At 67.0% G+C, this 23,120-nt stretch carries 23 protein-coding genes and 1 other RNA gene; 8 read left to right on the top strand and 16 right to left on the bottom strand.

The window, feature by feature from the left end:
• Positions 1–164: 164 nt before the first annotated feature.
• From ACCQ12_RS02870 to ACCQ12_RS02860, 3 genes are all read right to left on the bottom strand, one after another.
• The gene (locus ACCQ12_RS02870; RefSeq protein ID WP_228313448.1) at positions 165–1,178 is read right to left on the bottom strand and encodes an arabinogalactan endo-1,4-beta-galactosidase; all 1,014 of its coding nucleotides are present in this window, start codon (positions 1,176–1,178) and stop codon (positions 165–167) included.
• Positions 1,179–1,604: 426 nt separating this feature from the next.
• Positions 1,605–2,930 carry an XVIPCD domain-containing protein gene (locus ACCQ12_RS02865; protein WP_372382888.1) on the bottom strand — a complete coding sequence of 442 codons (1,326 nt, stop codon included), beginning with the start codon at positions 2,928–2,930 and terminating at the stop codon, positions 1,605–1,607.
• Positions 2,927–3,526, bottom strand: a complete 600-nt coding sequence (locus ACCQ12_RS02860) for a hypothetical protein (protein ID WP_047693322.1) — start codon at positions 3,524–3,526, stop codon at positions 2,927–2,929. Before ACCQ12_RS02860 ends, ACCQ12_RS02865 begins: the two co-directional genes overlap by 4 nt.
• Positions 3,527–3,669: 143 nt before the next feature.
• On the opposite strand from ACCQ12_RS02860, the gene ACCQ12_RS02855 reads away from it, so the two are divergent.
• The 4 genes from ACCQ12_RS02855 to ACCQ12_RS02840 all read left to right on the top strand — a co-directional run bounded on the left by ACCQ12_RS02855 (position 3,670) and on the right by ACCQ12_RS02840 (position 7,336).
• Complete coding sequence (locus ACCQ12_RS02855) at positions 3,670–5,775, top strand: SpoIIE family protein phosphatase (protein ID WP_372382887.1); 2,106 nt, start codon at positions 3,670–3,672, stop codon at positions 5,773–5,775.
• Positions 5,772–6,203 (top strand): ATP-binding protein, encoded by a 432-nt coding sequence (locus tag ACCQ12_RS02850; protein ID WP_047693326.1) that lies wholly within the window; start codon positions 5,772–5,774, stop codon positions 6,201–6,203. The genes ACCQ12_RS02855 and ACCQ12_RS02850 overlap by 4 nt, the downstream gene beginning before the upstream one ends.
• The gene (locus tag ACCQ12_RS02845) at positions 6,200–6,619 is read left to right on the top strand and encodes an STAS domain-containing protein (RefSeq protein ID WP_184441138.1); all 420 of its coding nucleotides are present in this window, start codon (positions 6,200–6,202) and stop codon (positions 6,617–6,619) included. The genes ACCQ12_RS02850 and ACCQ12_RS02845 overlap by 4 nt, the downstream gene beginning before the upstream one ends.
• A gap of 93 nt (positions 6,620–6,712) precedes the next feature.
• Entirely contained in the window at positions 6,713–7,336 is a 624-nt protein-coding gene (locus tag ACCQ12_RS02840) for an HAD hydrolase-like protein (RefSeq protein WP_184384062.1), read from the top strand.
• A gap of 309 nt (positions 7,337–7,645) precedes the next feature.
• On the opposite strand, the gene ACCQ12_RS02835 is transcribed toward ACCQ12_RS02840, so the two are convergent.
• The 10 genes from ACCQ12_RS02835 to mdcA form a co-directional block, all read right to left on the bottom strand.
• Positions 7,646–8,365 (bottom strand): GntR family transcriptional regulator, encoded by a 720-nt coding sequence (locus ACCQ12_RS02835; RefSeq protein WP_104579231.1) that lies wholly within the window; start codon positions 8,363–8,365, stop codon positions 7,646–7,648.
• A 79-nt stretch (positions 8,366–8,444) separates the two neighbouring features.
• Positions 8,445–9,800, bottom strand: coding sequence for an SLC13 family permease (locus tag ACCQ12_RS02830; protein ID WP_228890054.1), 1,356 nt, complete (start codon positions 9,798–9,800; stop codon positions 8,445–8,447).
• 87 nt (positions 9,801–9,887) lie between these two features.
• Complete coding sequence (mdcH, locus tag ACCQ12_RS02825; protein ID WP_372382886.1) at positions 9,888–10,808, bottom strand: malonate decarboxylase subunit epsilon; 921 nt, start codon at positions 10,806–10,808, stop codon at positions 9,888–9,890.
• Positions 10,805–10,990, bottom strand: coding sequence for a hypothetical protein (locus ACCQ12_RS02820; RefSeq protein ID WP_372382885.1), 186 nt, complete (start codon positions 10,988–10,990; stop codon positions 10,805–10,807). Before ACCQ12_RS02820 ends, mdcH begins: the two co-directional genes overlap by 4 nt.
• Positions 10,987–11,898: a triphosphoribosyl-dephospho-CoA synthase MdcB gene (mdcB, locus tag ACCQ12_RS02815; protein WP_372382884.1), complete on the bottom strand. Its 912-nt coding sequence runs from the start codon at positions 11,896–11,898 to the stop codon at positions 10,987–10,989. Before mdcB ends, ACCQ12_RS02820 begins: the two co-directional genes overlap by 4 nt.
• Before the next feature lie 251 nt (positions 11,899–12,149).
• Positions 12,150–12,791 (bottom strand): malonate decarboxylase holo-[acyl-carrier-protein] synthase, encoded by a 642-nt coding sequence (gene mdcG, locus ACCQ12_RS02810; RefSeq protein WP_372382883.1) that lies wholly within the window; start codon positions 12,789–12,791, stop codon positions 12,150–12,152.
• A gap of 2 nt (positions 12,792–12,793) precedes the next feature.
• Positions 12,794–13,498 carry a biotin-independent malonate decarboxylase subunit gamma gene (gene mdcE / locus ACCQ12_RS02805; protein ID WP_372382882.1) on the bottom strand — a complete coding sequence of 235 codons (705 nt, stop codon included), beginning with the start codon at positions 13,496–13,498 and terminating at the stop codon, positions 12,794–12,796.
• Positions 13,489–14,394 carry a biotin-independent malonate decarboxylase subunit beta gene (locus tag ACCQ12_RS02800; protein WP_372383537.1) on the bottom strand — a complete coding sequence of 302 codons (906 nt, stop codon included), beginning with the start codon at positions 14,392–14,394 and terminating at the stop codon, positions 13,489–13,491. The genes mdcE and ACCQ12_RS02800 overlap by 10 nt, the downstream gene beginning before the upstream one ends.
• A gap of 127 nt (positions 14,395–14,521) precedes the next feature.
• Positions 14,522–14,839 (bottom strand): malonate decarboxylase acyl carrier protein, encoded by a 318-nt coding sequence (mdcC, locus tag ACCQ12_RS02795; protein ID WP_104579238.1) that lies wholly within the window; start codon positions 14,837–14,839, stop codon positions 14,522–14,524.
• A gap of 9 nt (positions 14,840–14,848) precedes the next feature.
• Entirely contained in the window at positions 14,849–16,495 is a 1,647-nt protein-coding gene (gene mdcA / locus ACCQ12_RS02790) for a malonate decarboxylase subunit alpha (RefSeq protein WP_228313440.1), read from the bottom strand.
• A 187-nt stretch (positions 16,496–16,682) separates the two neighbouring features.
• Between mdcA and ACCQ12_RS02785 the strand changes: the two genes are divergently transcribed.
• A complete protein-coding gene (locus ACCQ12_RS02785) occupies positions 16,683–17,228 on the top strand; it encodes a PadR family transcriptional regulator (RefSeq protein ID WP_372382881.1) in 546 nt (181 codons plus the stop codon).
• 434 nt (positions 17,229–17,662) lie between these two features.
• Positions 17,663–18,451, top strand: a complete 789-nt coding sequence (locus ACCQ12_RS02780; RefSeq protein ID WP_372382880.1) for a siderophore-interacting protein — start codon at positions 17,663–17,665, stop codon at positions 18,449–18,451.
• Between the two features lie 811 nt (positions 18,452–19,262).
• On the opposite strand, the gene ACCQ12_RS02775 is transcribed toward ACCQ12_RS02780, so the two are convergent.
• The 3 genes from ACCQ12_RS02775 to ACCQ12_RS02765 all read right to left on the bottom strand — a co-directional run bounded on the left by ACCQ12_RS02775 (position 19,263) and on the right by ACCQ12_RS02765 (position 21,065).
• A non-coding RNA gene (locus ACCQ12_RS02775) (sX9 sRNA) lies at positions 19,263–19,338 on the bottom strand.
• Positions 19,339–19,399: 61 nt separating this feature from the next.
• Positions 19,400–20,137: a YceI family protein gene (locus tag ACCQ12_RS02770; protein WP_372382879.1), complete on the bottom strand. Its 738-nt coding sequence runs from the start codon at positions 20,135–20,137 to the stop codon at positions 19,400–19,402.
• 337 nt (positions 20,138–20,474) lie between these two features.
• The gene (locus ACCQ12_RS02765) at positions 20,475–21,065 is read right to left on the bottom strand and encodes a malonic semialdehyde reductase (protein ID WP_372382878.1); all 591 of its coding nucleotides are present in this window, start codon (positions 21,063–21,065) and stop codon (positions 20,475–20,477) included.
• A 133-nt stretch (positions 21,066–21,198) separates the two neighbouring features.
• Between ACCQ12_RS02765 and ACCQ12_RS02760 the strand changes: the two genes are divergently transcribed.
• Both ACCQ12_RS02760 and ACCQ12_RS02755 read left to right on the top strand, forming a co-directional pair.
• Positions 21,199–22,146, top strand: coding sequence for a mitochondrial fission ELM1 family protein (locus ACCQ12_RS02760; RefSeq protein WP_372382877.1), 948 nt, complete (start codon positions 21,199–21,201; stop codon positions 22,144–22,146).
• 303 nt (positions 22,147–22,449) lie between these two features.
• A complete protein-coding gene (locus ACCQ12_RS02755) occupies positions 22,450–23,007 on the top strand; it encodes a VUT family protein (protein WP_184553183.1) in 558 nt (185 codons plus the stop codon).
• Positions 23,008–23,120: the final 113 nt, after the last annotated feature.

The raw sequence follows: 23,120 nt of genomic DNA, 5'->3' as shown, positions 1-23,120 counted from the left end.
TACCGCGTGGGCCGATATGCATGCCCCCGTAGGAGCGCACCTGGGCGCGAGGGGCTTTCTCGGTGAAGCCTGTCGCGCCCGGGTGCGCTCCTACGCGATGGCGTGTCTGTGGGTGCGCGCCAGGAAATCCCCGCGGCGGGCGCCGCCCCGTAGGAGCATGCTGGTCAGAACGCCTGCAGGGCTTCGGTCAATTGGCCGTTGTTGTTGACCGCGCCCATGGTGTAGCCCTGCCAGCCGGGGTAGGCGTTGGGCTCCCAATAGAACACGCCGAGCACCTGCTTGCTGTGGCTGCTGTTGATGGCGTTGCTGCGGCTGAGCAGGTTGGTGAGCATGGCGCGGGTGGTGGCCGCTTGTTGCCAGTCCATGCCGACCTCGGCCACCACCACGTCGCTGCCGTAGCGGGTGATCATGTCGCGCAGATTGGTGTCCAGGCGGTTGTTGTAGTCCTGCCAGCTGCCGACAGGCGGGTAATGCGACATGCCGATGACGTCCCACTTGCCGCCGGCCGAGCGCAGGTTGTCGAAGAACCAGCGGAAGTTGGCGTTGTCGTAGCCGTTGGCCAGATGCACGATGACCTTGGCGTTGGGATACACCGCCTTGGTGGCGTTGTAGCCGCTGTTGATGAACTGGCCCAGGTTGGCGAAGTTGGGCGTCTTGCCCTCGTTCCACAACATGCCGCTGTTGATCTCGTTGCCCACCTGCACCCAGGTGACGGTGATGCCGTTGTCCTTGAGGTATTTGAGGATGCCTTGCGTGTGGCTGTACACATCGGTGTTGAGCTGGGCGACGCTGTGCCCGGCCCAGGCGGCCGGCTTGGTCTGCTTGCCCGGGTCGGCCCAGCTGTCGCTGTAATGGAAGTCGATCATGATGCGCATGCCCTGGGCGGCGGCGCGCTTGGCTTTATCCAGGGTGTCGCGGCCATCGTTCCAGCCGCCGGACGGGTTGACCCACACGCGCAGGCGAATCGCGTTGCCACCCACGTCCTTGAACAGCTTGATGAAGTCGGTGGTGTTGCCGGCCGCATCGCGAAATACCTGCGGCGGATTGTTGGCGGCCTGTTGGTTGAGCCAGCTGACATCGGCGCCCTTGGCAATGCCCTGGGCGCTGACGCCGGCGCTGCACAGGCACAGCGCCAGCACGAGCAGCACGCGGTGGTACTGGATGCGAAAAATAGCCATGACACGTTCCTCGATCGATGGATGTCGCGCCGGGCGGCGCCTTGCGTGATCCCCTGCGTTGCGGTGTGCATGCGGCCACGGTGCGCGCGAGCGTTGCTGCTTCACCGTGTGTCGCTGCACAGCGGTTGCGATTCAAGCACGGCGGTACAGCGCGGTTGAGGCCGCTATAGGTGCAAGGGTATTGCGGCATATCTCGAGGCAGGAAAACCTTGAGTCCACGCGGGTTGTGCAGGCGCGTGGTTGTGCGGGTGCAGCAGCACCCCTGCGCATTACTGCGCGATTGAACGCGAAAACGCCGGGCAAGGCCGGCGTTTCGATAGAAGACGCGATGGTGGTGCTGGGCAGGCTGGGCGCCGTACCGCAGCGCGCGCCGGGGTGATGCACACCCGCGCACTATCCGCCGTGGCAGCATGCCACGCGCACCCATCAGCCCATGGCGCGCGCACCTTGCTGCTGTTGCTGGGTCTGCGCCTGCTGCTGCTCCAATGCCACCGACTGACGTGCGGCGTTGTCGGCCACGCGCTGGCTGCTCTGCTCCAGCGGGGTGTTCATGGCGGTCATCGTCTCCACGCTGACGCGCAGTTGCGCGGGGTCGTCCACGCGCCCCTGCACCGCAAAGGTCCGTGCGGCATCGGGGGTCATCATCACCGCGTCGATGCGCTGACCACCGGCGGCGTGCATCTCCGAGGCGAGCGCACCCGATAGCTGCGCGCTCTGCTGGTCGGGCGTGCGGCCGGCGCGGGCATCCTGCACATGCACGCCACGCCGGGCATCCTGGAACAAGGAGTTACCCACGTGCCCCGGCTGATCGATGCGCAGCGAGGTGTGGTCGTTGCCATGCTCGCGCGCGTCGCGCTTGGCTGGCTCGCCCGGAGCGAGCGGGCCACGGATGGCGTCAATGGCGTCCTGGCCGAGGCCCTTCGGGCCACGACTCAACAAGGTGATGCCGGCGCGGATCTCGTCCAGATCGGATCGATACTCGTTGATCATTCTCTTGTTCTGATCTGCAAGCTGACGTGCTTGCGGGTCATTGAGCGGTGAACGCTCATCCAAGAAATTTTTGATGGTGTGCGACCCCAATGAATTGACGGCAGAGGCCACCGGTGAATCGGGAATCAGAAAGTTCACTTTGCTGTTGCTGTAGCCCATGGCGCTCAGCGCCGCGATCTCGCTGGGTCTGGCGTAAACGCGCACTTCTCCGTAATGCGGGGAAGCTGCACTCACCGGATCGGCAGCCATCACATGATTGACCACGCTGTGGCCACCTTCTGGAATGCGATACGCCAAGCTCGCCGCGCCATACGCGTTGAAGGTCTCACCTTTCAAATCGAAGTGGTGCGCGCTGACCTGCGCAAGCGCTCCGCCTAGCGAGTGGCCGGTGACGGTGACCTCGGGCGCGTGCCCGGTGCGCTGCTCCTGCTTGGCCGCATAGCCAAGCGCACTTTTTGTCAGGGCTATCGCATCTTCGGCCTGGGGGTTAACGCGCTGAAAGACCATCGAGCCATCTGCCTGCAGCGCGTCGCGATAGATTTCCTCCGTACCCCGGTGAGCGACGACAATGTCTCCGCCGCCAACGCGTTGGTAAATCGTTCCCTGGTAGCCCGTCTTTCGATTATTGACGTGCTCCAGAATTTCGTAACTCACGCCACCAACATCCACTCGCTCACGGTCGCCAGGGCCGCGCTTGCCGACCTTGTGGTCGACGTAGCCCTCATTGGACAGAATGGCGTATTGCTGCGAGGTCGGCTTCACGGTGAAACCTCTTTGGCGACCAGGGTGACCGAGAACAACTGATCCCGCAGCTCCGGCTTGAAGTCTGAAGCCGAGGGCAAACCATTGTCGGCGTAGTCTTCGATATCTTCCTTGGGGTAACCGCCCTTCCAGAAATACAGCGTGACCGGCTTGCCCGCCACGACGTCCTTGGTTTCAATGAACGGCAGAAACTCGGTCTCCTCTTTTTTTCCATTGGCCTTCAGGGAAACACGTGCGCCGGTCATTTCCCAATGACACGTCCCGCGCCCGTAGTAGTCCTCATCCAGCATCAGATCGAGGTAGACGATTCCTTGATATTCCTGCTCTGAGACTTTTTTCAGCACGACCGGCTCATTGCTGGTGATGCGCTGCCCAACGCCGGTCTGGGGATGAATCTGGCCACACTCGCTGTCATTGCTGACGTCGTACTGCGCATACCCATTGACAGCTCCGAACGCTCCCGGTGCTTTGTCGATCTTGACGGTGACCTCATACGCCTTGCGCGGGCTCGGATTCAACTTGGCAAGGCCGCGGCCGCCGGCCTCGACGTCGGCTTCTGCGGTGGCCTCGGTGGCGGGGGAAAGGGTCTGGGTCATGCTGGTCTCCGGGGCGTTACAGGCCGTAAGCAATAGGGCCAGCAGGCTTGGGGTCAGAATCTGGCGCAAGGCCGGCCTCCGTGGCAGTTGGGCCGCCAATCTAGTCCGCTTGAGTTCGGGTGGTCAATTGGACGCTTGTGAGGATGAGGCCGCTCGCCGCGCTTGTGGATGAGTGCAAAGCTGCCATGATCGGGCGCAGCCGCCGCCAAGGAGCGCGCTTCATCGCCACCGTTGCCCGCCCGCCCGCACGGCCATCGCCGGTCACCCCGCGTGTGCACTGGCGCAACAGCCTGCGCATGCGGGTGATGCTGGCGGCAACTGCCGTGTTGCTGGTGTTGCTGGTGGTGCTGGGGACGGTGTTTTACGTCGGGGCGCGCACCGAGTTGGTGGAAGCGGCGCGCACCGAAGTGGACGGGCTGACCGAGCAGACCGCGCGCAGCCTGGCGGCGATGCTGGATTCGGTGCAGGTGAGCGGGCGCACCTTGGCCGCGAGCAGCAGTGCGGTGGGGCTGCAGCCGTTCAATCTGCGTGCCTTGCTGGTGGCCACGCTCAGTGGCGACCCGGATATCGGAGCGGCGCGCCTGATCATCGAGCCGCGCACGCAGAAGGCCGGCGATACTGGGTTTGTCTGGTACGTGCGCCGCGATGGCAACCAACTGGTGGAGAAATCGGCGCTGGAGCTGGGCTACGACTACCGCACGATGCCGTGGTATGTGCGCACCCAGCGCGAGGGCCGTGCGTGGTGGTCAGAGCCCTACCTCAACAGCAATGGCGGCAATGCCCTGTACACCAGCTACAACCTGCCGCTGCGGCGCCCCGGTGACGCGCCGGATGCGGCGCCGGTGGGAATGGTGAGCGTGGATCTGCCGCTGCAACATCTGCGCGAGATCATCGACCAGCTGCCGCGCGACATCGGGATCCAGCCGATGCTGTTGTCGCCGGAAGGCATGCTGGTGTTCAGCCCCGACCCGGCGCTGAATCTGCACCACAGCCTGGACAGCTATGTGGCGCGCTCGCGGCCGGACCTGCGGCCATTGCAGCGCGCACTGGCAGCCGGCCAGCCGATTTCGTTTGCGCACACCGCGCCGGATGGCGAGCGGTTCCTGACCCACAGCGCGGCGGTGGGCCGCAGTGGCTGGACCTTCGTGCTGTCCGCCTCCGAACGCTACGTGCTGTCCGGCCTGAACTGGCTGGTCGCGTGGGTGGCGATGGCGGCGTTGCTGGGCGCGGGCGTGTGGTGGTGGTTGATGGGGCGCATCACGCGCAAGTTGACGCGGCCGATCGAGGAACTGACCGACACCGCCGAGCACTTCCGGCGCGGCGAATTCGAGTACCCGTTGCGGCATATCGAACGCGACGACGAGGTGGGCGTGATGGCCCGCGCGTTCGACACGGCGCGCGATGCGATCCGTCACCACATCGGCGAGATCGGCGAGATGACGGCCGCGCGCGAGCGCATGCACAGCGAGCTGCAGATTGCGCGCGAGATCCAGCAGGCCATGCTGCCCTCCGGGCGCACCTTCGACCGCGCCAGTTCGCATCTGGAAACCTGCGCGTGGCTGGAGCCGGCCAAGGCGGTGGGCGGCGACTTCTATCATTTCTTCGAGACCGAACCGGGGCTGCTGTGGTTCGTGGTGGGCGATGTGTCCGACAAGGGCGTGCCGGCGGCCTTGTTCATGGCGCGCGCGGTGAGCGTGCTGGAGATCGCTGCGCGCCGCTATACACGTCCGGACGGGATCCTGATTGCCGCGTCCACGCGGCTGGCCGAGAACAACGACACCTGCATGTTCGCCACCGTGTTGTGCGGATTGATCAATGTGGTGAGCGGCGACTACTGGCTGGCCAGCGCCGGGCACGAGCCGCCCTTGCTGATCGATATCGATGGCAAGGCACGCGTCCTGCCGCTGGAGACCGGCGCCCCGTTGGGGATCGAGCCGCAGGTTTCGTTTCCGGTGCTGCACGGGCGCATGACCGCCGGCCAGACCCTGCTGGGCTATACCGACGGCGTGACCGAGGCAATGGACGAGCACGGCGCCAGCTACGGGCTGGAGCGGCTGCTGGCCACGCTGCACCCGCGCCGCAGCGCTGCCGCGCAGTGCAAGGCGGTGGTGGCCAATATCGCCCGTTTCACTGGCCAGGCCGACCCTTATGACGACATCACTCTGCTGGCGATCCGGCTGCGCCAGGAGCATGCTGGACGGGTCGCAGAGACCGGCCGGGGCGTTCCCGGAGAGGTGACGGCTCCATGAAGCTCGATCTGGCCATTGCCCCGTCGCTGGCCCAGCTGGCGGGCGCCAACGACGCGCTGGAAGACTCGCTGACGCGCGAGGGCCTGCACGCCGAACGCATCGGCCAGGTGCGGCTGATCGTGGAAGAGCTCGGCTGCAACGCGCTCACCCATGGGCAGTGCGCCGAGCAGCCGCTGCGCCTGCAACTGCAGCTGGACCCACAGGCGCTGGTGCTGGAAATGCACGATGCCGGCATCGCGTTCGACCCCTGCGCGGCGCATATGCCAGATGTCGCCAGCGAGCTCGACGACCGTCAGATCGGCGGGCTGGGGTTGTTTTTGGTGCATCAGTTCGCCGATCACATCGACTACCGCCGCGATGGTGCATACAACATCGTGCGCGTCACCCTGCTCCACCCGTACGCCCCTGTCCCCGAGGCCCTGTCATGACCACGCTCGCCATCCAGATCGACCCGCCGCAAGACACCCGTCAACGCGTCATCCTGACCGGGCGGCTGGACACTCACACCTATCAGGACCTGGACGCGGCGCTGTCGCCGTTGCTGGGCACCCGCATCACCACCCTGGTGCTGGACCTGGGCGCACTGGAATACATTTCCAGCGCCGGCATCCGCTGCATCTTCAAGGCGCGCAAGGCGCTGGCCACGCGCCAGGGCAAGGTGCTGGTGAGCAACCCGCAGCCGCAGATCCGCAAGGTCTTCGACATGGTCAAGGCGGTGCCGTTGAGCGATGTGTTCGCCTCCACCGAAGAGCTGGATGCCTACCTGGGCGCGATGCAGCGCAAGGTGATCGAGCAGAGCGCGCAAGGCGATACGCCGATCGTGCCGCATTTCGCCGAAGCGTAAGCAGCATCGCGTGCGCGTACACGTGGGGACGTGTGCGCGTGCGCCAGCTGCACGCGTCTGGTTAGGCTATGGCGCCCCGCTGCGTGTGTTGCCATGGCTGCACTGATCATTTTCGATTTCGACGGCACGCTGGCCGATTCGTTTGGTTTCTTTCTGAGCACACAGCGCGACCTGGCTGCGCGGCACGGGTTCCGCGCGGCCGAAACGCATGAAGTGGACGCCGCGCGCAGGTTGAGCACGCGCGCGCTGATCAAGCAGTCCGGATTGCCCGCCTGGAAGGTTCCACTGGTGGCGGCTGACTTCATCCGCCTGATGCGCGCCGCGCCGCCGGCGGCGTTGTTTCCCGGCATTGCGCAGACAGTGAGCGCGTTGCACGCCGGGGGGACGCGGCTGGCGGTGGTGTCGTCCAACTCGGCAGAGAACGTGCAACGCGTACTGGGCGAAGAGCTGAGTACGAAGTTCGCCCTCATCGAAGGCGGCGCGCATCTGCTGGGCAAACAGCGCGCCCTGCGACGCGTGCTGCGCGCCACATCACACATCCCAGCACAGGCGATCTATGTGGGCGACCAGGTCGCCGATTGGGAAGCGGCCCAGGTGCTGGGCCTGCCATTCGCCGCGGTAGCCTGGGGCTACGCGCATCCGGAGGTATTTGCCGGATTGGCCGGAACGCAGCTGATCGAGCGCGTGGAAGACTTGCTTGCGCTGGGCGTGCGCTAGCACCAGGCGCAGCCCTCATCCGCCCTTCGGGCACCTTCTCCCACAGGTGGGAGAAGGACGTGGCGACAGCTGCTGGGGCTGGACGTGCCAGCGGTGTGGTGTGTCGGGCAGCGGTCTAGCCGTTCCGTCTTTCGCCGCAAGCATCCGGTTGGTCGCTCGCCAAGCGAACGCCCGTTTCGACATCACGTCCGCGCGCATGGCTTCCTTGCGCGTGCCTTGCATGGTCGTGGTGCTCTCGATCAGCTACGCGGGCACCCAGCTGCCGCACGTGATACCGGGCGCAGCACGCCGCCCCGTTCAAGCAGACGACTACACCCCGCCCGAGCGCGGCAACGGCGCCGGTACATTCAGCATTCCGCCGGCCGCCACATAGGCTGCCAGCGCCTGGCCCTGGCTCAGCAGATGCCCGTGCATGGTGCGCTCCGCACCTTCCGCATCGCCGCGGCGCACGCAGTCCATCAGTTCGCGATGTTCTGCCAGCGATTGCGCCATGCGCCCGGGGGTCAGCAATTGCCGCCCGCGGTGCATCTTCAAGATGCGGTGCAGATCGTGCGTCACCCGGATCAACCACGGATTGCCGGCGTACTGCTGCACGGTTTCGTGGATCAGATAATTGTTGCGGTAGTACTCGGCCAGGTCGCCGGCCGCCGATGCGGCTTCCATCGCCGCATGCAGGTCTTCCAGCCGTTGCACGCCGGCCGCATCCAGGCGCTTGACCGCGTCGTGCGCGCAGCGGCCTTCCAGCATCGCCATCACCGGGAACAGCTGATTGAGGTCTTCCAGCGTCAGCCGCGTGACCCGGCTGCCACGGCCGGCGTCCAGCTGCACCAGGCCTTCGGCCGCGAGCAACTTCAGGCTCTCGCGCAGCGGGGTGCGACTGATGCCCAGTTCCTCGGCCAGGGCCGGCTCGTCGATCCATTCGCCCGGCGGCAGCGCGTAGTCGTAGATCTTCTGGCGCAGGCGCTCGGCCACTTCCTCGTACAGCGGTACGCGCTTCTTGGACACGCGCGAATCAGGGGCGAGGGTCATGGCGGGCAGGTCGTCGGCATCGGGACTGGGGCGCCCATTCTAGCGGGGCGCCCCTTGCACCTGCCCGACGCCGCCACCCTCACAGCCAGCCCGGCACCACGAACAGCAGCCACGCCGCCAGCGGCCCCAGCACCACCACCAGCCCGCTGTAGACCAGGAAGCGGCGGAACAGGCCGTCGCGCTCTTCCTTGGCGGCCGAGGCCACCACCAGCGCGCCGTTCGTGGAAAACGGGCTGACATCGACGATGGTGGACGACACGGCGAGCGCGCAGATCACTCCGGCGGCGCCCAACTGGCCCTGCATCAGGAACGGCACCGCCAGCGGGATGGTGGCGCCCAGCACCGCCGCCGACGACGCGAACGCAGACACGATGCCGCCCACATAGCAGACCAGCAAGGCGCCCAGCAGCGGCATGCCGATGTGCGAGACGCCGGTGCCGATGTAGTCCACCGCACCGGCCTTTTCCAGCACCGCGACATAGGTGACCACGCCGCTGATCAACAGCACCGTGGACCAGCTGATGCCGTCTACCGCACCCTTCTGCGCGTTGGGTGAGATCAGCGCCAGTGCCACCGCAACAGTGATCGACACCAGCCCGACATTGAGGTTGTACACCAGCGCCGCAACGCCCAGACCCAGCAGGCCGACCAGGGTGATCACGCGGTCGCGGGTGATGGAGACCGCTTCCAGTGCCAGCGGGTCGGTGGACAAGGTGCCGCCACCCGGCGCCACCAGCGCGCCATGCCCTTCGATGGCGAAGCGCCGCTGCGATGCCTGATCGCCGCTGACCGGCACGTACTGCGCATCGGCCAGCGAAACCTCTTGCCGGCGCATCAGCTTGAGCCCGCCGAAGGCGCAGAAGCAGATGATCGCCATCATCAGGTTGAAGCCCAGGCTGGTGAGGAACACCGCCATTTCGGTGACGTCCAGCCCGGCCTTTTCGACCACCTTGTTGGTGATGCCGCCATACACGCTGATCGGCGAGAAACCGCCGCCCTGCGCGCCGTGGATCACCAGCAGGCCCATCATCAACGGGTTGATGCGGTACTGCTTGGCAAAGCGCAACGCCACCGGGCCGATGATGGCCACCGCTGCCGGCCCCAGCGCACCGAAGGCAGTGAGCAGGCCGGTGATCACGAACATCACCCACGGGATGGCGACGATGCGCCCGCGTACCGCGCGTACCGCCCAGTGCACCAGCAGATCGATGGTGCCGTTCTTCTGCGCGATGGCGAACAGATAGGTGATGCCGACCAGGGTGAGGAACAGGTCGCCGGGAAAGCCGGCCAGCACCTCCTTGCCATCCAGCCCCACCCACACGCCGCCAACGATGAACGCCAGCGCGAAGGCCACCGCACCCATGTTGATGGGCAATGCGGTGGCGACGATGAACATGATCACCAAGCCAAGAATCGTTGCAATTTGCGGGGTCATGCGCCCTCCCAGACACCTGATACGCGTATAGCACGGATGGCCGCCCGCCACCCCAGGGTCACACCGTGTGCAGCACCTGCCTGATCGTCATGCCGCGCGCTCGCACGCGGCGTTGACCCACTCCACAACACCCTCGGTGCTGTGGAAGTCGTCTACCGAGCGCGCCTCGCACGCCGGCAAGACCTCACGCGCCATGCGCGCCAATGCGCTACCGGGCCCGAGTTCGAGAAAGACGCGCGCGCCGCGTTCGGCGGCCTGCACCAGTACGTCGTACCAGCGCACGGTCTGCGCGATCTGCGCGGCCAGGCTGTCGACAACCTGCGCCTTGGTGCCGACCGCACGTGCATCGATGCCGGCGAGCACGCGCACCTTCGGAGCACCGATGCGGGCGGTGTTCAATTCGATGGCGAATGCAGCGGCGGCGCTGCGCAGCCACGGGGTGTGCGCCGGCACGCTCACCGGCAGCAGCGTGACGCGTGCGCCACGCGCCTGCGCTGCGTCGCCCAGCGCCTGCAGTGCAGGACGTGGACCGCCAAGCACTGCATGGTCATCGCCATTGACGATGGCCAGCGCTGCGCCGTGCGCGGTGCACAGGGCAGCGAGCGTGGGCAGTGGCAGGCCGATGACGGCCATCAGCCCGGCGTTGTCGGGGCTGGCGGCATCCATCAGGCGGGCGCGGGTGGCTGCAAGCTGCAGGCAGGTTTCGATGTCGACGCTGCCGGCCACTGCATGCGCCGCCAGCTCGCCCACGCTGTAGCCGAGCACCAGCAACGGCACGGGGAGCCGCTGGCGCAACACCTGCCACTGCGCCAGGGTGCCCGCGCACACCAGCGGCTGCGCGATGGCGTTGGCATAGCGGCCCGGGTCTGCGGCAAGGATGTGCGGCGCGGCGCCAAGCACCTGACCCGCTGCAGCGAGTACGCCGGCCGCGGCAGGCGCATCGGCGACGCGCGCAAACATCGCGGCATGTTGACCGCCCTGGCCGGGACAGAGCACGGCCAGGCTCATGGCATGACCTGCGTGCAAGTCACGCCGTGCGCCATGCGCGCATGGCCCGCATCCGCGCTGCGGGCCTGCTCTTCCGCGCGCCAGAGCAGGACGCCGTTTCCTGGGGCAGTGGGATGGGCGCCATTACCGCTCATGTGCACGCGCAGCGTCTTCGCCGCTGCCGATGGCTGCTGCGTGCTCATACGGTCTCCTGACAGTGCAGGAACCAGGCGCAGGCCACCAGATCGGCGCTGCCGCCCGGGCTCAGACGACGCGCGACGAATTGCCTGCCAATGGCGCTCAAGCGATCGCGCCACTGCGCTTGTGCGACACCACCCGCGGCGAGAAATGCACGTGCTTGCGCCCTTGCGTAGGCCAGCCCGGCCTGCCCGCCGCGATGCAACAGGTTGAGATCGTCGACCTCGGCGATCAAGCGCATCAAGGTCTGCGCCAGTGCGGCCTCGCGCGTGGCGCCGCTGTGCAGTGCGCTGCGCAGCGACGGCAATGCGATCTCGCGCAGTAACGGATAACCGGCTGCGGCCTGCTCGCGCACACCACCGATCTGCAACGCTGCACGCACGCGCTGGCCATTGCTGTGGGGATCCAGCGGCGCGGTGCGCAAGGCGTCGCGCCAGACCTGCACCGCGGTGCAGACGGCTTCGCCGCGGGGGCGGCTCCCGTGCGCGACACGCAGGCGCGCGGCCTGCGCGGTGAGCAGGCCCAGGCTGAAGATCGCGCCGCGATGGGTGTTGATGCCGCCGGTCGCACGCAGCATCGCCGCTTCGGCCGCGATGCCGAGCTGGCGCAATTGCTCGAACGGCGCGTTGTCGATACCGGCCTGCGCAATCGCAACGAAGTAGCCGCGTAGGGCGAACAGGCTGCGCAGAAACGTCGACGCGTCCATATCGGTATGGCTGCCGCGGTCGAACGGCGTGACCAGGCCGGGCTTGGGTGCGCAGCTCAGTTCTGCATGCAAGGCGGCGACCGCGAGCCGGCCCAGCCGATGCGCCAGCGCGCTGGCGGTGCCGGCAACCGCATGCGATGTGCCTTGCAGCACTGCGTTGTGCTGCAGATCGCCGCGCGTTGCCGTAGCACGCGATGGCGCATGCATGAGGCCGCGGCCGCCGTCTGCGGGAGCAAGGCCAGGCCCTGGTTGCGACGGCGAGTCCTGCGGTGCTGCAGGCGCCGGTACCGGTGCCGACAGGCGCCCCGCACGTGCCAGGCCTGTCGATCGGTGAGCCGCACAAGCCAGGTGTGGTGCAACACGGCTGTCTGTTGACGGTGGTGCGGGTGACTGCCGCCCGGCCGCATTGCACTGCGTCGCCGAGGGCCTGGCATCGGTGGTGCGTTCGACCAGCGTCCTCATGCCGCGCCCCCCTCTGGAAACAGCGCGCTGCGCGGCAGCAAGCGGCAGTCGTCGCTGGATTTCACCAAGACCTGCTGTGCGCCGCCGGCGTATTCGCGCCAGTTCACCGCGGTGTCGTCGGGCAGCAGCAGCTCGCCGTCTGCGCGCAGCCCGTGGTCCCGTTCCCAGCGCTGCAGCAACGTCACCACCCTGTGCGCCTGTTCGGGTGTGGCGATGGACCACAACAGATCCAGATCCGATTGCGCATGCACATACGCAAGCCCGGTGAGGGCCTGCCAGGCAACGCTGCCGAACACGCGCGGCTGCAGGCCGCTGGCATTGGCCTGCGTCAGCAGGGCGCGCAGTGCAGGCTGCATCACAACGGGGGCGGTAGCGATCACGGCATCCAGCGCCATCGGGGCGGTGCTGCGTGCGATGTCGTCCAGCCCGGCGCTCAAGGCCAGGCGCTGTTTACCTTCGTCCGGCGGCAACGGCACGCCGAGCCGTATGCGACCGGGTGCCTGGCTGCCATCCCCACGCGCCACCACTGCCGGCAGGCCCGCAGCAAACCACTGCTGCAGCCGTGGCTGCGCACCCGGCGTGAGCGCTTGCCAGCGCGCGCCGGGACGCAACCACACCAGTGCGTGGCGGCCGGGCATGCTCACACCTCGCCTGCGGCCACGGCAGCGGCGACATCGCGCGCCAGGGTGCGCCCGCCGCGCTGCGCGCCGAGTGCGCGGCGCTGGTCGCCATCGGTGGGCGCGGCCAATGCAGCGAGTAATGCTTTTGCCAGATCGCCATCCCACAGCGATTCCACCGCACCCATGCGCACGTAATTTTCAACGCCCGGCGCGAACACCGGCGAGCTCTTGCTCAGCGCCTGCAAGGTGTCTACCGATTGCTTGGTCACACGCGCCATCGCACGTAGATCCATCACCCGCACCTGCGCGTCCGGCAGCGCGTGGATGTGGTCGGCCATCAACCCGAACGACAGAAACCCGCCGCTGACCGCTTCGCCATAGACCAGGGTCAGCAGCCGCGCGCCGCGCCTGCGCGCCAGATCCAGCGCGCGTGCAAGATGCGCAAAATAGCCATTGATGCCCAGCAGTTCGTCGCGGCGTGCGAGCCGTTGCCCGGCCGTGTCGGCCAGCATCACGATGGGGCGCTGCGGATGCGCGCGCGTGCTGGCAAGTACGCTGGCCGCCAATGCCAGCGCATGGTCCACGCCGACCTCCAGCTTGTTGGCGGTGCCGATCACGGTGACCTCGCCGGCCGCGGTGGTCGCGCTGCCGGTGAGCACATCGGCGTTGCGGGCGATGGCGTGGCCGAGCGGGAACAGCTGGTCCAGCAATTGGCTCAGTTCCATGGCGTGCTCCGGTCGGCGGTGGCGGCGAGGAAGGCGTCGGTGTCCAGCAACGGCAGGCGCTGCGCCTCGACGATGCCCTGGCGCTGCCAGATCTCCAGGCCATCGCGGCAGTCACCGTAGCTATGGATGCGCGCGGCCAGCTGTTGATGCGCGTGCTCCAGGGCCCGCAAGGCGGCATCGCCGTCGTCGGGTTCTGCGAGTGTGTCGAGTGTGGTGAGCGCCGCATCGGCAAACGCCGCGATGCGGTCGGCTACCAGGGTCTGCGCGTCGCCCAGCAGGTAGCGGTGCTTGCCACCGGTCACGCGCCACACCAGGGCACGGTCGCGCGCGTCGAACTCTTCCACCCCGCGCACGGTTTCGATCACATCCGGGCCGGACAACGACAGCCGGCCCTCTTCGGACATGATCACCGCGCTGCAGCAGCGCGCCACGATGCCCATGCCGCCGAAGGCGCCGTTACCGCTGCCGATCAAGGCCAGCACCGGCACGCCGGCCGCGCGCGCGTTCAAGGTGGCCCGCATGATTTCGGAAATGGCGATCAGGCCGGCGTTGGCTTCATGCAAGCGCACGCCGCCGGTGTCGAGCAGCAACAGCACCGCAGCCGGTTGCGTGGCTGCAGCGCGTTCGAGCAGGCCGGTGAGCTTGGCACCGTGCACCTCGCCGACGCCGCCGCCCATGAAAGCGCCTTGCTGTGCGGCGATCAGCACGGTACGGCCACGCAGCGCGCCTTCGCCGACAACGATGCCGTCGTCGAACGCGCCGGGCGTATCCAGCGGGGCCAGATGCGGGCTGATCAGGCGGCGACGTGGACCGACGAATTCGCGGAAGCTGCCGGCATCCAGCAACCCGTCGATCCGCTCGCGCGCATCGGCTTCGTAGTAGCTGCGCTCGGCCATGGGAATGGTGGTGCTCATACGCGTCTTCCGACGACATGCGTAGGAGCGCACCTGGGCGCGATTGCGGCATTACCGGGAACGCCCGTCGCGCCCGGGTGCGCTCCTACGGGCAGATGAATGGGGTGGCTCATGCGTCGGCTCCTTGCAGCACGTCGATGGCCTGTTCCAGGCGCAGGCTCACCACTGCGGGTGTGGCGCCCACATCGTTGATGCTGATGCGCACATCGCGCAGTGGATGCCGCGCGGCGAAATCGTCCAGCACCGCCTGCCAGATCGCGCCGAAGCCGCGTGCGGCGGTGAGGATCTCGATCTCCATCGCGCCGTCGAGCGGCACGCGCTCAACCAGCACTTCCAGGTTGCCGGAGGCGACCACGCCGACCAGTGCGTGATCCACGCCGACACGTGCACCGTGCTGGCCGTCAAAGCGATATCGCAGGGTTTCCATGCTGAGCCCTTACCAATTGCGAAAACGTTTCGGCGGGTCGTACAACCCACCGGACCAGCGCACCAGGTCCTTGACCGTGCGCGCAGCGAGCAGGTCGCGCGTGGCATCGCGCGGACGAATGCCCAGATCTTCCGGCCGCTTGATGACGCCACGATCGCGCAGGTTTTCCACCACGCGCTTGTCGCGCCCCAGGCCCACGGCGGTGTAGCCGGACACGCCACGGATCGCCTGCTCGCGTTCTTCCGGCGTGCGGCATAACAACAGGTTGGCGATGCCTTCTTCGGTCAACACATGGCTGACGTCATCGCCGTAGATCATCACCGGCGGCAGCGGCATGTTGGCGCGCTCGGCCAGTTCCCACGCATCGAGCCTGTCGACGAAGGCCGGCGCCATGTGCTCGCGGAAGGTTTCCACCATTTGCACCACCAGCTTGCGCCCGCGCGGCATCTCACCCGGTTTTGCCGCTTCGCGCCCGGCCTTGAGCCAGGCGTCGCTGGCATGCCGGCGGCCACGCGCATCCGAGCCCATGTTGGGCGCACCGCCGAAGCCGGCAATGCGATCGCGCGTAGCGGTGGAGCTGTTGCCCTGCAGATCGATCTGCAAGGTGGAGCCGATGAACATGTCGCAGGCGTACATGCCTGCGGTCTGAGACAACGCGCGGTTGGAGCGCATGCTGCCGTCGGCACCGGTAAAAAACACATCCGGGCGTGCGGCGATATAGTTTTCCATGCCCAGTTCGGAACCGAACGAATGCACCGAGTGCACGAAGCCCGACTCGATCGCCGGGATCAACGCCGGGTGCGGATTGAGCGCCCAATGCCGGCAGATCTTGCCCTTCAGCCCCAGCGATTCGGCGTAGGTGGGCAGCAGCAACTCGATGGCGGCAGTATCGAAACCGATGCCGTGATTGAGCCGGTCCACGCCGTATTCGGCGTAGATGCCCTTGATGGCCATCATCGCCATCAACACCTGGATCTCGGAGATCTGCGCCGGGTCGCGGGTGAACAGCGGCTCGATGTAATTGGGCTTGGGCGCCTGGGTGACGAAGTCCACCCAATCGGCCGGGATGTCCACGCGCGGCAAGGTGTCGAGAATCTCGTTGACCTGCGCAATGACGATGCCGCCCTTGAACGCAGTGGCTTCCACGATCACCGGCGTGTCTTCGGTATTGGGCCCGGTGTAGAGATTGCCGTGGCGGTCGGCGGCCTGCGCGGTGACCAGTGCGATACGCGGCGTCAGGTCGATGAAGTAGCGGCCGAACAATTCCAGATAGGTGTGGATGGCGCCGATCTCGATGCGGCCCTCGCTGACCAGCCCGGCCAGGCGCGCGGCCTGCGGGCCGGAAAACGAAAAATCCAGGCGCTTGGCGATACCACGCTCGAACACATCCAGGTGTGCCGCCAGCGAGAGCACCGACTGCACCATGTGCAGGTCGTGCACGCGCGCGGGGTCTACCTCGGTCAGGCAGCGCGCCAGGAAATCGGCCTGCTTCTGGTTGTTGCCTTCCAGGCACACACGGTCGCCGGGCTCGATGACCGCCTCCAGCAACGCCACCACATCGTCGGCGGCCACCACGCGCCCCTGAGGCGCCAGTGCAGCGGCGCGCTGCAGGCGCTGACGCCGGCTCTCGGCCTGGGTGTCCCACTGTCGACTCATGCTGCTGCCTCACCGGGACGAGCCCGTCATGCCAAAGTAATTACATCGTAATTATGGAGGTCGGAACTGTCCAGCCGCGTTGCAGCATCTGCGCTTGTGGCCGATGGCCGGTCATCGACGCGACGGCGAAGCACTTGCCGGCAGGCAAGCTTCGATATATCGTTTTCGGCATGCTTCGATATATCGAATGAGACCGCGCTTGCGTCGATCCAGCCCTTCAGATGATCTCGATCCGTCTCCGCTCGCCGCACGTGGCCGCGCCGCGATCGGGCGGGCGCGGCCGCTGGAGCACGGCGATCTGCGCCTGCTGGTGCTGGCGCTGATCGACGAGCGCCCGCGCCATGGCTACGAGTTGATGCGGCAGATCGCCGCGCTGTTCAAAGGGCTGTACACCCCAAGTGCCGGCGCGATCTATCCCGCGCTGGCGCAGCTGGAAGCCGCCGGCTGGGTGCAGACCTCGCTGGATGACGGCCGCAAGCGCTATCAGGTCACCGACGCCGGCCGCGCGCATGTCGCGCAGCAACGCGATGCACTCGACGCAGCGCTGGCACGCACGCATCGGCGCGCACGCGAATTGATCAAGGCACAGACGCCGGCGCCGATTCGCGATGCGATTCACCGCATCAAGCACGGCCTGTTTGCACGGCACGGGCAGTGGAGCGAGGCAGAAACTGCCCGCATTGCAGCTTTACTCAACGCCGCCGCCGACGGCATGGAGCGCGATGACGGCTGAGTGGGTGTGCTTCGCGACTACAACATGTCACTGCGGCTGCGTCACTACGACAGGTTGTGCTGCTGATGCGAGTGGCGTGCAGGAACCGCGGCGGATGCGCCGTTTGCGAGTTCATCACTCTGCAAATTTGCCACGGCGATCGTGTCTCTTCGCGGTGGCTTGAAGCCCCTCTCCCTTCGGGAGAGGGGTTGGGGTGAGGGTACGGGCGAAGCCACGCGTTATTGCAACTGCACGAGGCTTCGCTCGTACCCTCATCCTCTCCTCTGGGGCACCTTCTCCCCCATAAAGGAGGACAGTGTCCCGATGGGAGAAGGAATCGCCAACAGCCGCTGCCCATCACTGGTTACTTACTGCTTGTCACCTCGTCAGTTTTGCTCCTGACCTCCCACCTCCACCACCACGCAACTGCAAAGTACCTCCAGGAACTGCACCCCATGACACTGCACACCAGCACCCAAATCCGTCGCGACCCGCGCCTGCGTTCCGTGCAGGTGGTGCGTTGCGAGTCGATCACGCCACAGATGCGCCGCATTGTCTTTGGTGGCAGCGAGCTTGCCGGCTTCCAGAGCGACGCACCGGACGATCACGTCAAACTGTTTTTCCCCAATGCCGACGGCGCGTTCGTGCTGCCGACCATGACACCGGAAGGACCGCGTTACGCCGACGGCGCCCTGCCCTCGCCCGGCCGCGACTACACGCCGCGCCTGTTCGACCCGCAAACCGGCGAGCTCAGCATCGATTTCGTGTTGCACGGTGACGGGGTGGCCTCCGGTTGGGCTGCCCAGGCGCAGCCAGGCGACGAACTGCGCATTGGCGGCCCACGCGGCTCGTTCCTGGTGGCCGACGACTTCGATCGTTATGTATTGATCGGCGATGAAACCGCATTGCCGGCAATCGGCCGCTGGCTGGAGGCGATGCCGGCCGACCTGCAGGCAGAGGTGTTCATCGAAGTGGCCGATGCCGCCGAGCGGCAGGCGTTGCTGAGTGCGGCCGATGTCGATGTGTACTGGCTGGAGCGCAACGGCGTCGATGCAGCCAGCAGCACCTTGCTGGAAGATAGCCTGCGCGACTACGAGCCGCACGACGGCGACACGTTCTACTGGATCGGCACCGAGTCCATGCGCGCCCGTGCAATGCGCAAGTTCATAGAAGAACACCTGGGCGTGGACAAGGAATGGATCCGCGCGAAGGGCTACTGGAAGGCACATTCCGCAGAGGAATGATGCAACACGCACCTCTTGTTGGGACGCGCTGGCGCGCGAGGGAGTTTTATCGAGATCGCATGCCTTGTGGCGGGTTCGTCGGTAACGCGGTCGCGGCCAGGTCCGCTCCTACATAGGGCTGGCGTACTCACTGCCACGGATGGAGTGCAGCATCCTCGCGTAGGAGCGCACCCGGGCGCGACGGGCTTGCCCGAGATGGTCGCGCGTTGTCGGAGAGTGCGTCGGTAACGCAGTCGCGGCCAGGTCCGCTCCTACATAGGGCTGGCGTGCTCGCTGCCACGGATGGTGCAGCATCCTCGCGTAGGAGCGCGCCCGGGCGCGACGGGGCTTGCCCGAGATGGTCGCGCGTTGTCGGAGAGGGTGTCGGTAACGCGGTCGCGGCCAAGTCCGCTCCTACATAGGTTTGCGTGCTCGCTGCCACGGATGGGGTGCAGCATCCTCGCGTAGGAGCGCACCCGGGCGCGACGGGGCTTGCCCGAGATGGTCGCGCGTTGTCGGAGAGTGCGTCGGTAACGCGGTCGCGGCCAGGTCCGCTCCTACATAGGGCTGGCGTGCTCGCTGTCACGGACGGGGTGCAGCATCCTCGCGTAGGAGCGCACCCGGGCGCGACGGGCTTGACCGAGATGGTCGCGCGTTGTCGGAGAGTGCGTCGGTAACGCGGTCGCGGCCAGGTCCGCTCCTACACAAGCGCGCGCCCGGAGTGGCAACGCGTTTGCGTACACAAGCAAAAGCCCGCCGATTAGCGGGCTTTTGGGTTGCGGCATCGGGCGGCTGCGCGCACCGATACCGCGATCTGCGCGGGTCTTGGAGCGGCTAACAACACGTAGCGAGCGGTCGTCAGGTGGGTGCGGGCGGCGCGGAGGAACCGTAGTGTACGAGTGTTACATGAGGGTTCCGAGCACCGACCGCGCCCGCCTGGTGGCCGCGCAGTAGTTTTGCTAGCTGCTCTTACTTCGCGGCAGCGGCGTCGCCGGCCTTGGCCTGCAGCGCTTCGGTGGTGATGCGGATCTTCACTTCGTCGCTGACGTTCGGGGCGTACTGGCCCACGCCGAAGTCGCTGCGCTTGATGGTGGTGGTGGCATCGAAACCGGCTGCCGGCACCTTCTTCATCGGGTGCTCGCCGGCACCGTTGAGGGTGACGTCCAGCACGACCGGCTTGGTCTGGTCCTTGATGGTCAGATCGCCAGTAACGGTCAGCTTGTTGGTGCCGGCCGCTTCGACCTTGGTGCTCTTGAAGGTGGCGGTCGGGAACTTGGCCGCGTCGAAGAAGTCACCGCTCTTCAGGTGCTCGTCGAACTTGGCGGTAAAGCTGTTCAAGCCCGACAGCGGCAGGGTGACCTGCACGGTGGACTTGGTCACGTCGGCTGCGTCGTACACCAGGGTGCCGTCGACATTGCCGAAATGCGCGCTCGGGTTGGAGAAGCCGAAGTGGCTCCACTGCGCAATCACGTCGGTGTGGCTCGGGTCCAGGGTGTAGGTGCCGGAGGCAACCTGCACGGCCGGGGCGGTCGAAGCGGCCGCGTCGGCGGCCGGGGCCGGGGCCGGGGCAGCAGCGGCATCCGCCGGTGCAGTGGTCGCGGCCGGGGCGTCGGCCGCCGGTGCGGCGGTGTTGTCGGCCGGCTTGGAGCAGGCGGCGATGGCCACGGTGAGGGCGAGCGGCAGCAACAGCTTGTGGGTGATCTTCATTGGAACTCCATGTGATGAGAGACGCGTTGGATCAACGCGGATGGGGCGAAACGCAGACGGACGAGGACTGCAGGAAACTGGGCGACACACACTTCTTGCATGCGGTGATCAGCGCGGATGCGCGGCAGGCTCGGCAGGCTCGGTAGCGAGCTGACCGCCTGCAGGCACCGAATGCGCTCACGCGGACACGAGCGCACGTGCTGATCACAACATTCCACACGCAGGCAAAACAACGCAGCACTCACGCATCAAAAGCACACACCCCGTGCGTGCGATCACCGGCACCCCACGTGCAGCGCCGATGCTGCATCACAGGCCGCACTGCGTGCTGCCACGCTCACTCGAAGCGCGCGGCTTCGTCGAAGCTCAAGCGCGGCGACCGCGGGAACAGCCCGGCCGGATCGCCGTAACCGAGATTGACCAGGAAGTTGGACTTGATCGGCGTGCCGGCAAAGAACGCCGCATCGACCTTGGCATTGTCGAAGCCGGACATCGGGCCAGCATCCAGCCCCAGCGCGCGCGCGGCCAGGATCAGATACGCACCCTGCAGCGAGCTGTTGCGGAATGCGGACTCGGCGCGGCCCTCACGCGGGCCGTCGAACCAACTCTTGGCATCGGCATGCGGAAACAGGTACGGCAGCTTCTCGTGGAAATCCTCATCGTGCGCCACGATCACCGTCACCGGTGCGGCCAGGGTCTTGGCCGCGTTGCCCTCGGACAGGGCCGGCTTGAGCTTGGCCTTGCCTTCGGCGCTGGTCACGAACACGAACCGCGCCGGCGAGCTGTTGGCGGCAGTCGGGCCCCACTTCACCAGCTCATAGAGCTCGCGCAGCACGTCCTGGCTGACCGGCGTGTCGGCAAACGCGTTTTGCGTGCGGGCGGTACGGAACAGCTGGTCCAGTGCGGCGGCGTTGAGCGGGTCGGACATGAGCACTCCAGAAGAGGGGGAAAGGCGCCAGGCCGGGCGGCATCGGCGTCAGTGTGAAGACCCGCAGTGTAGAGTGGTGCGATTGCCGTCACACGCGTTCAATCTGAAACAAATCTATGTCGGATCTGAAACGATGAGGCTGACCTGGGCGCTGAGCGATGGCCGCGCCGGCAACGCGCGCCAGGCCGAAGCGCTGGCGCGGGCACTGCAGCCTGGCGCCTTCCAGCCGATGCATCTGCACGCACAGGCGCCCTGGCGCTGGGCGGCGCCGCACCAGTTACCAGGTGCACGGGCCGCCTTCGGCGCTGCATTTGCGCAGCAGCTGCAGCACCCGCCGGCCCTGGCGATCGGCTGCGGGCGCCAGGCCGCGCTGGCCACGCGGTTGCTGCGTGCACGCGGCAGCCGCAGCGTGCAGATCCTGGACCCGCGCCTGGACCCGCGCCACTGGGACCTGCTGATCGTGCCCGAGCACGATGGGTTGCGCGGCGCCAACGTGCTGACCCTGCTGGGCAGCCTGCACCCGGTGGACGATGCCTGGTTGGCCGCCGGGCGGGCCACCTTCCCGGAGCTGGGTGCCCTGCCCGGCCCGCGTCTGGCGCTGCTGATCGGCGGCCCGACCGCCCAGGTGCCCTGGACCGTGCAGGACCTGGCGGCGCTGTGCGCGCCGCTGCGCGACCAGCTACATGCGGCCGGCGGCAGCCTGCTGGTCACCGTTTCCCGGCGTACCCCGCCCGCGGCCATCGCCCCGCTGCGTGCGGCCTGCGCCGGCCTGCCGCACCTGCTGTGGTGCGACACGCGCGACGGACCCAACCCGTATGCCGGCCTGCTGGGCTGGGCCGATGCGCTGATCGCCACTGCCGACTCGGTCAACCTGCTCTCCGAAGCCTGCGCCACACGCGTGCCGGTGGCGGCCGCGTTCGGCGAGCGCGCGAGCGGGCGCGTAGGCAGCTACCTGCAGGCCTTGCGGCAACGCCAGCGCTTGCAGGCAGCCGAAGAAGTTCTCGCGCCCGCTGTCGATATCACTCCAGTGCGCGAAACCGAGCGCATCGCCCTGCAGGTGCGCGCACGCCTGTCGGCATGACCACGCGCCTGACGGTGGCACACGACACGCGCGATGTGCTCGCCACCGCCGTGCAACGGCGCACTGGTGAGCATGCCGACCGATGCACGGCGCCATCTGCTACATGCACATTGGCGATCGCGTCCGGGTTGCGTGCACGTGCCACCGTGGTCGTGTCGGCTGTTTCGCGGCGCCATCGGGCAGCGATGGCACGGCGAACCACGCCCTCGCCACGGCGCGCGCCGGTGAGTTGCTGCGGCCTTATGTACTGGCCCACTGCCACCGACCCGCGGATAATCCGCGTAACGCCCCTGCCCTGCCGTCATGTCCGCTGCCCCCGCCCCGCTGTTTGCTCCGCTCACCGCCCGTGCCTTGACCTGGGCGGTGCTGGCAATGGGTGCGGTGGTGCTGTTGTCCAACGTCCTGGTGCAGTACCCGATCAACGATTGGCTGACCTGGGGTGCGTTTTCGTATCCATTGGCGTTTCTGGTCAGCAACCTGATCAACCGTCGCTTCGGACCGCGTGCGGCACGCACGGTGGCGTGGTGCGGCTTTGCACTGGCGGTGGTGCTGTCGGTGTGGCTGGCGACGCCGCGCATTGCGGCGGCCTCGTGCACCGCCTTCATCGCCGCCCAGCTGCTCGACATCACCGTGTTCGACCGCCTGCGCAATGGCAGTTGGTGGCGTGCGCCGATCGTGGCCACCACCTGCAGCGCCACGCTGGATACCGCAATCTTCTGGAGCATCGCCTTCGCCGGTGCGGCGCTGCCGTGGGTGAGCTGGGCGGCCGGCGATCTGGCGGTGAAGCTGGGCATGGGCGTGTTTCTGCTTGGGCCGTTTCGCGCGTTGCTGTGGCGGAGCGCACCACGCCGCCCTGTCTGAAGCGCGGTGCGCTGTCGCTACCGAGCGCGCCATGCAACAGCACAACACCCCTTGCCCGCCTCCGGCAGAGCGATGCGCAACCGGACGCGTCGAGTGCAACGCCTGACCTGCGC

The sequence above is a fragment of the Xanthomonas sp. NCPPB 1068 genome (assembly GCF_041479385.2).
GTDB classification, from domain to species: Bacteria; Pseudomonadota; Gammaproteobacteria; order Xanthomonadales; family Xanthomonadaceae; genus Xanthomonas; species Xanthomonas cannabis.
The sequence above is the reverse complement of the archived record's forward strand: the minus strand, read 5'-3'. Positions and strand labels throughout refer to the sequence as shown.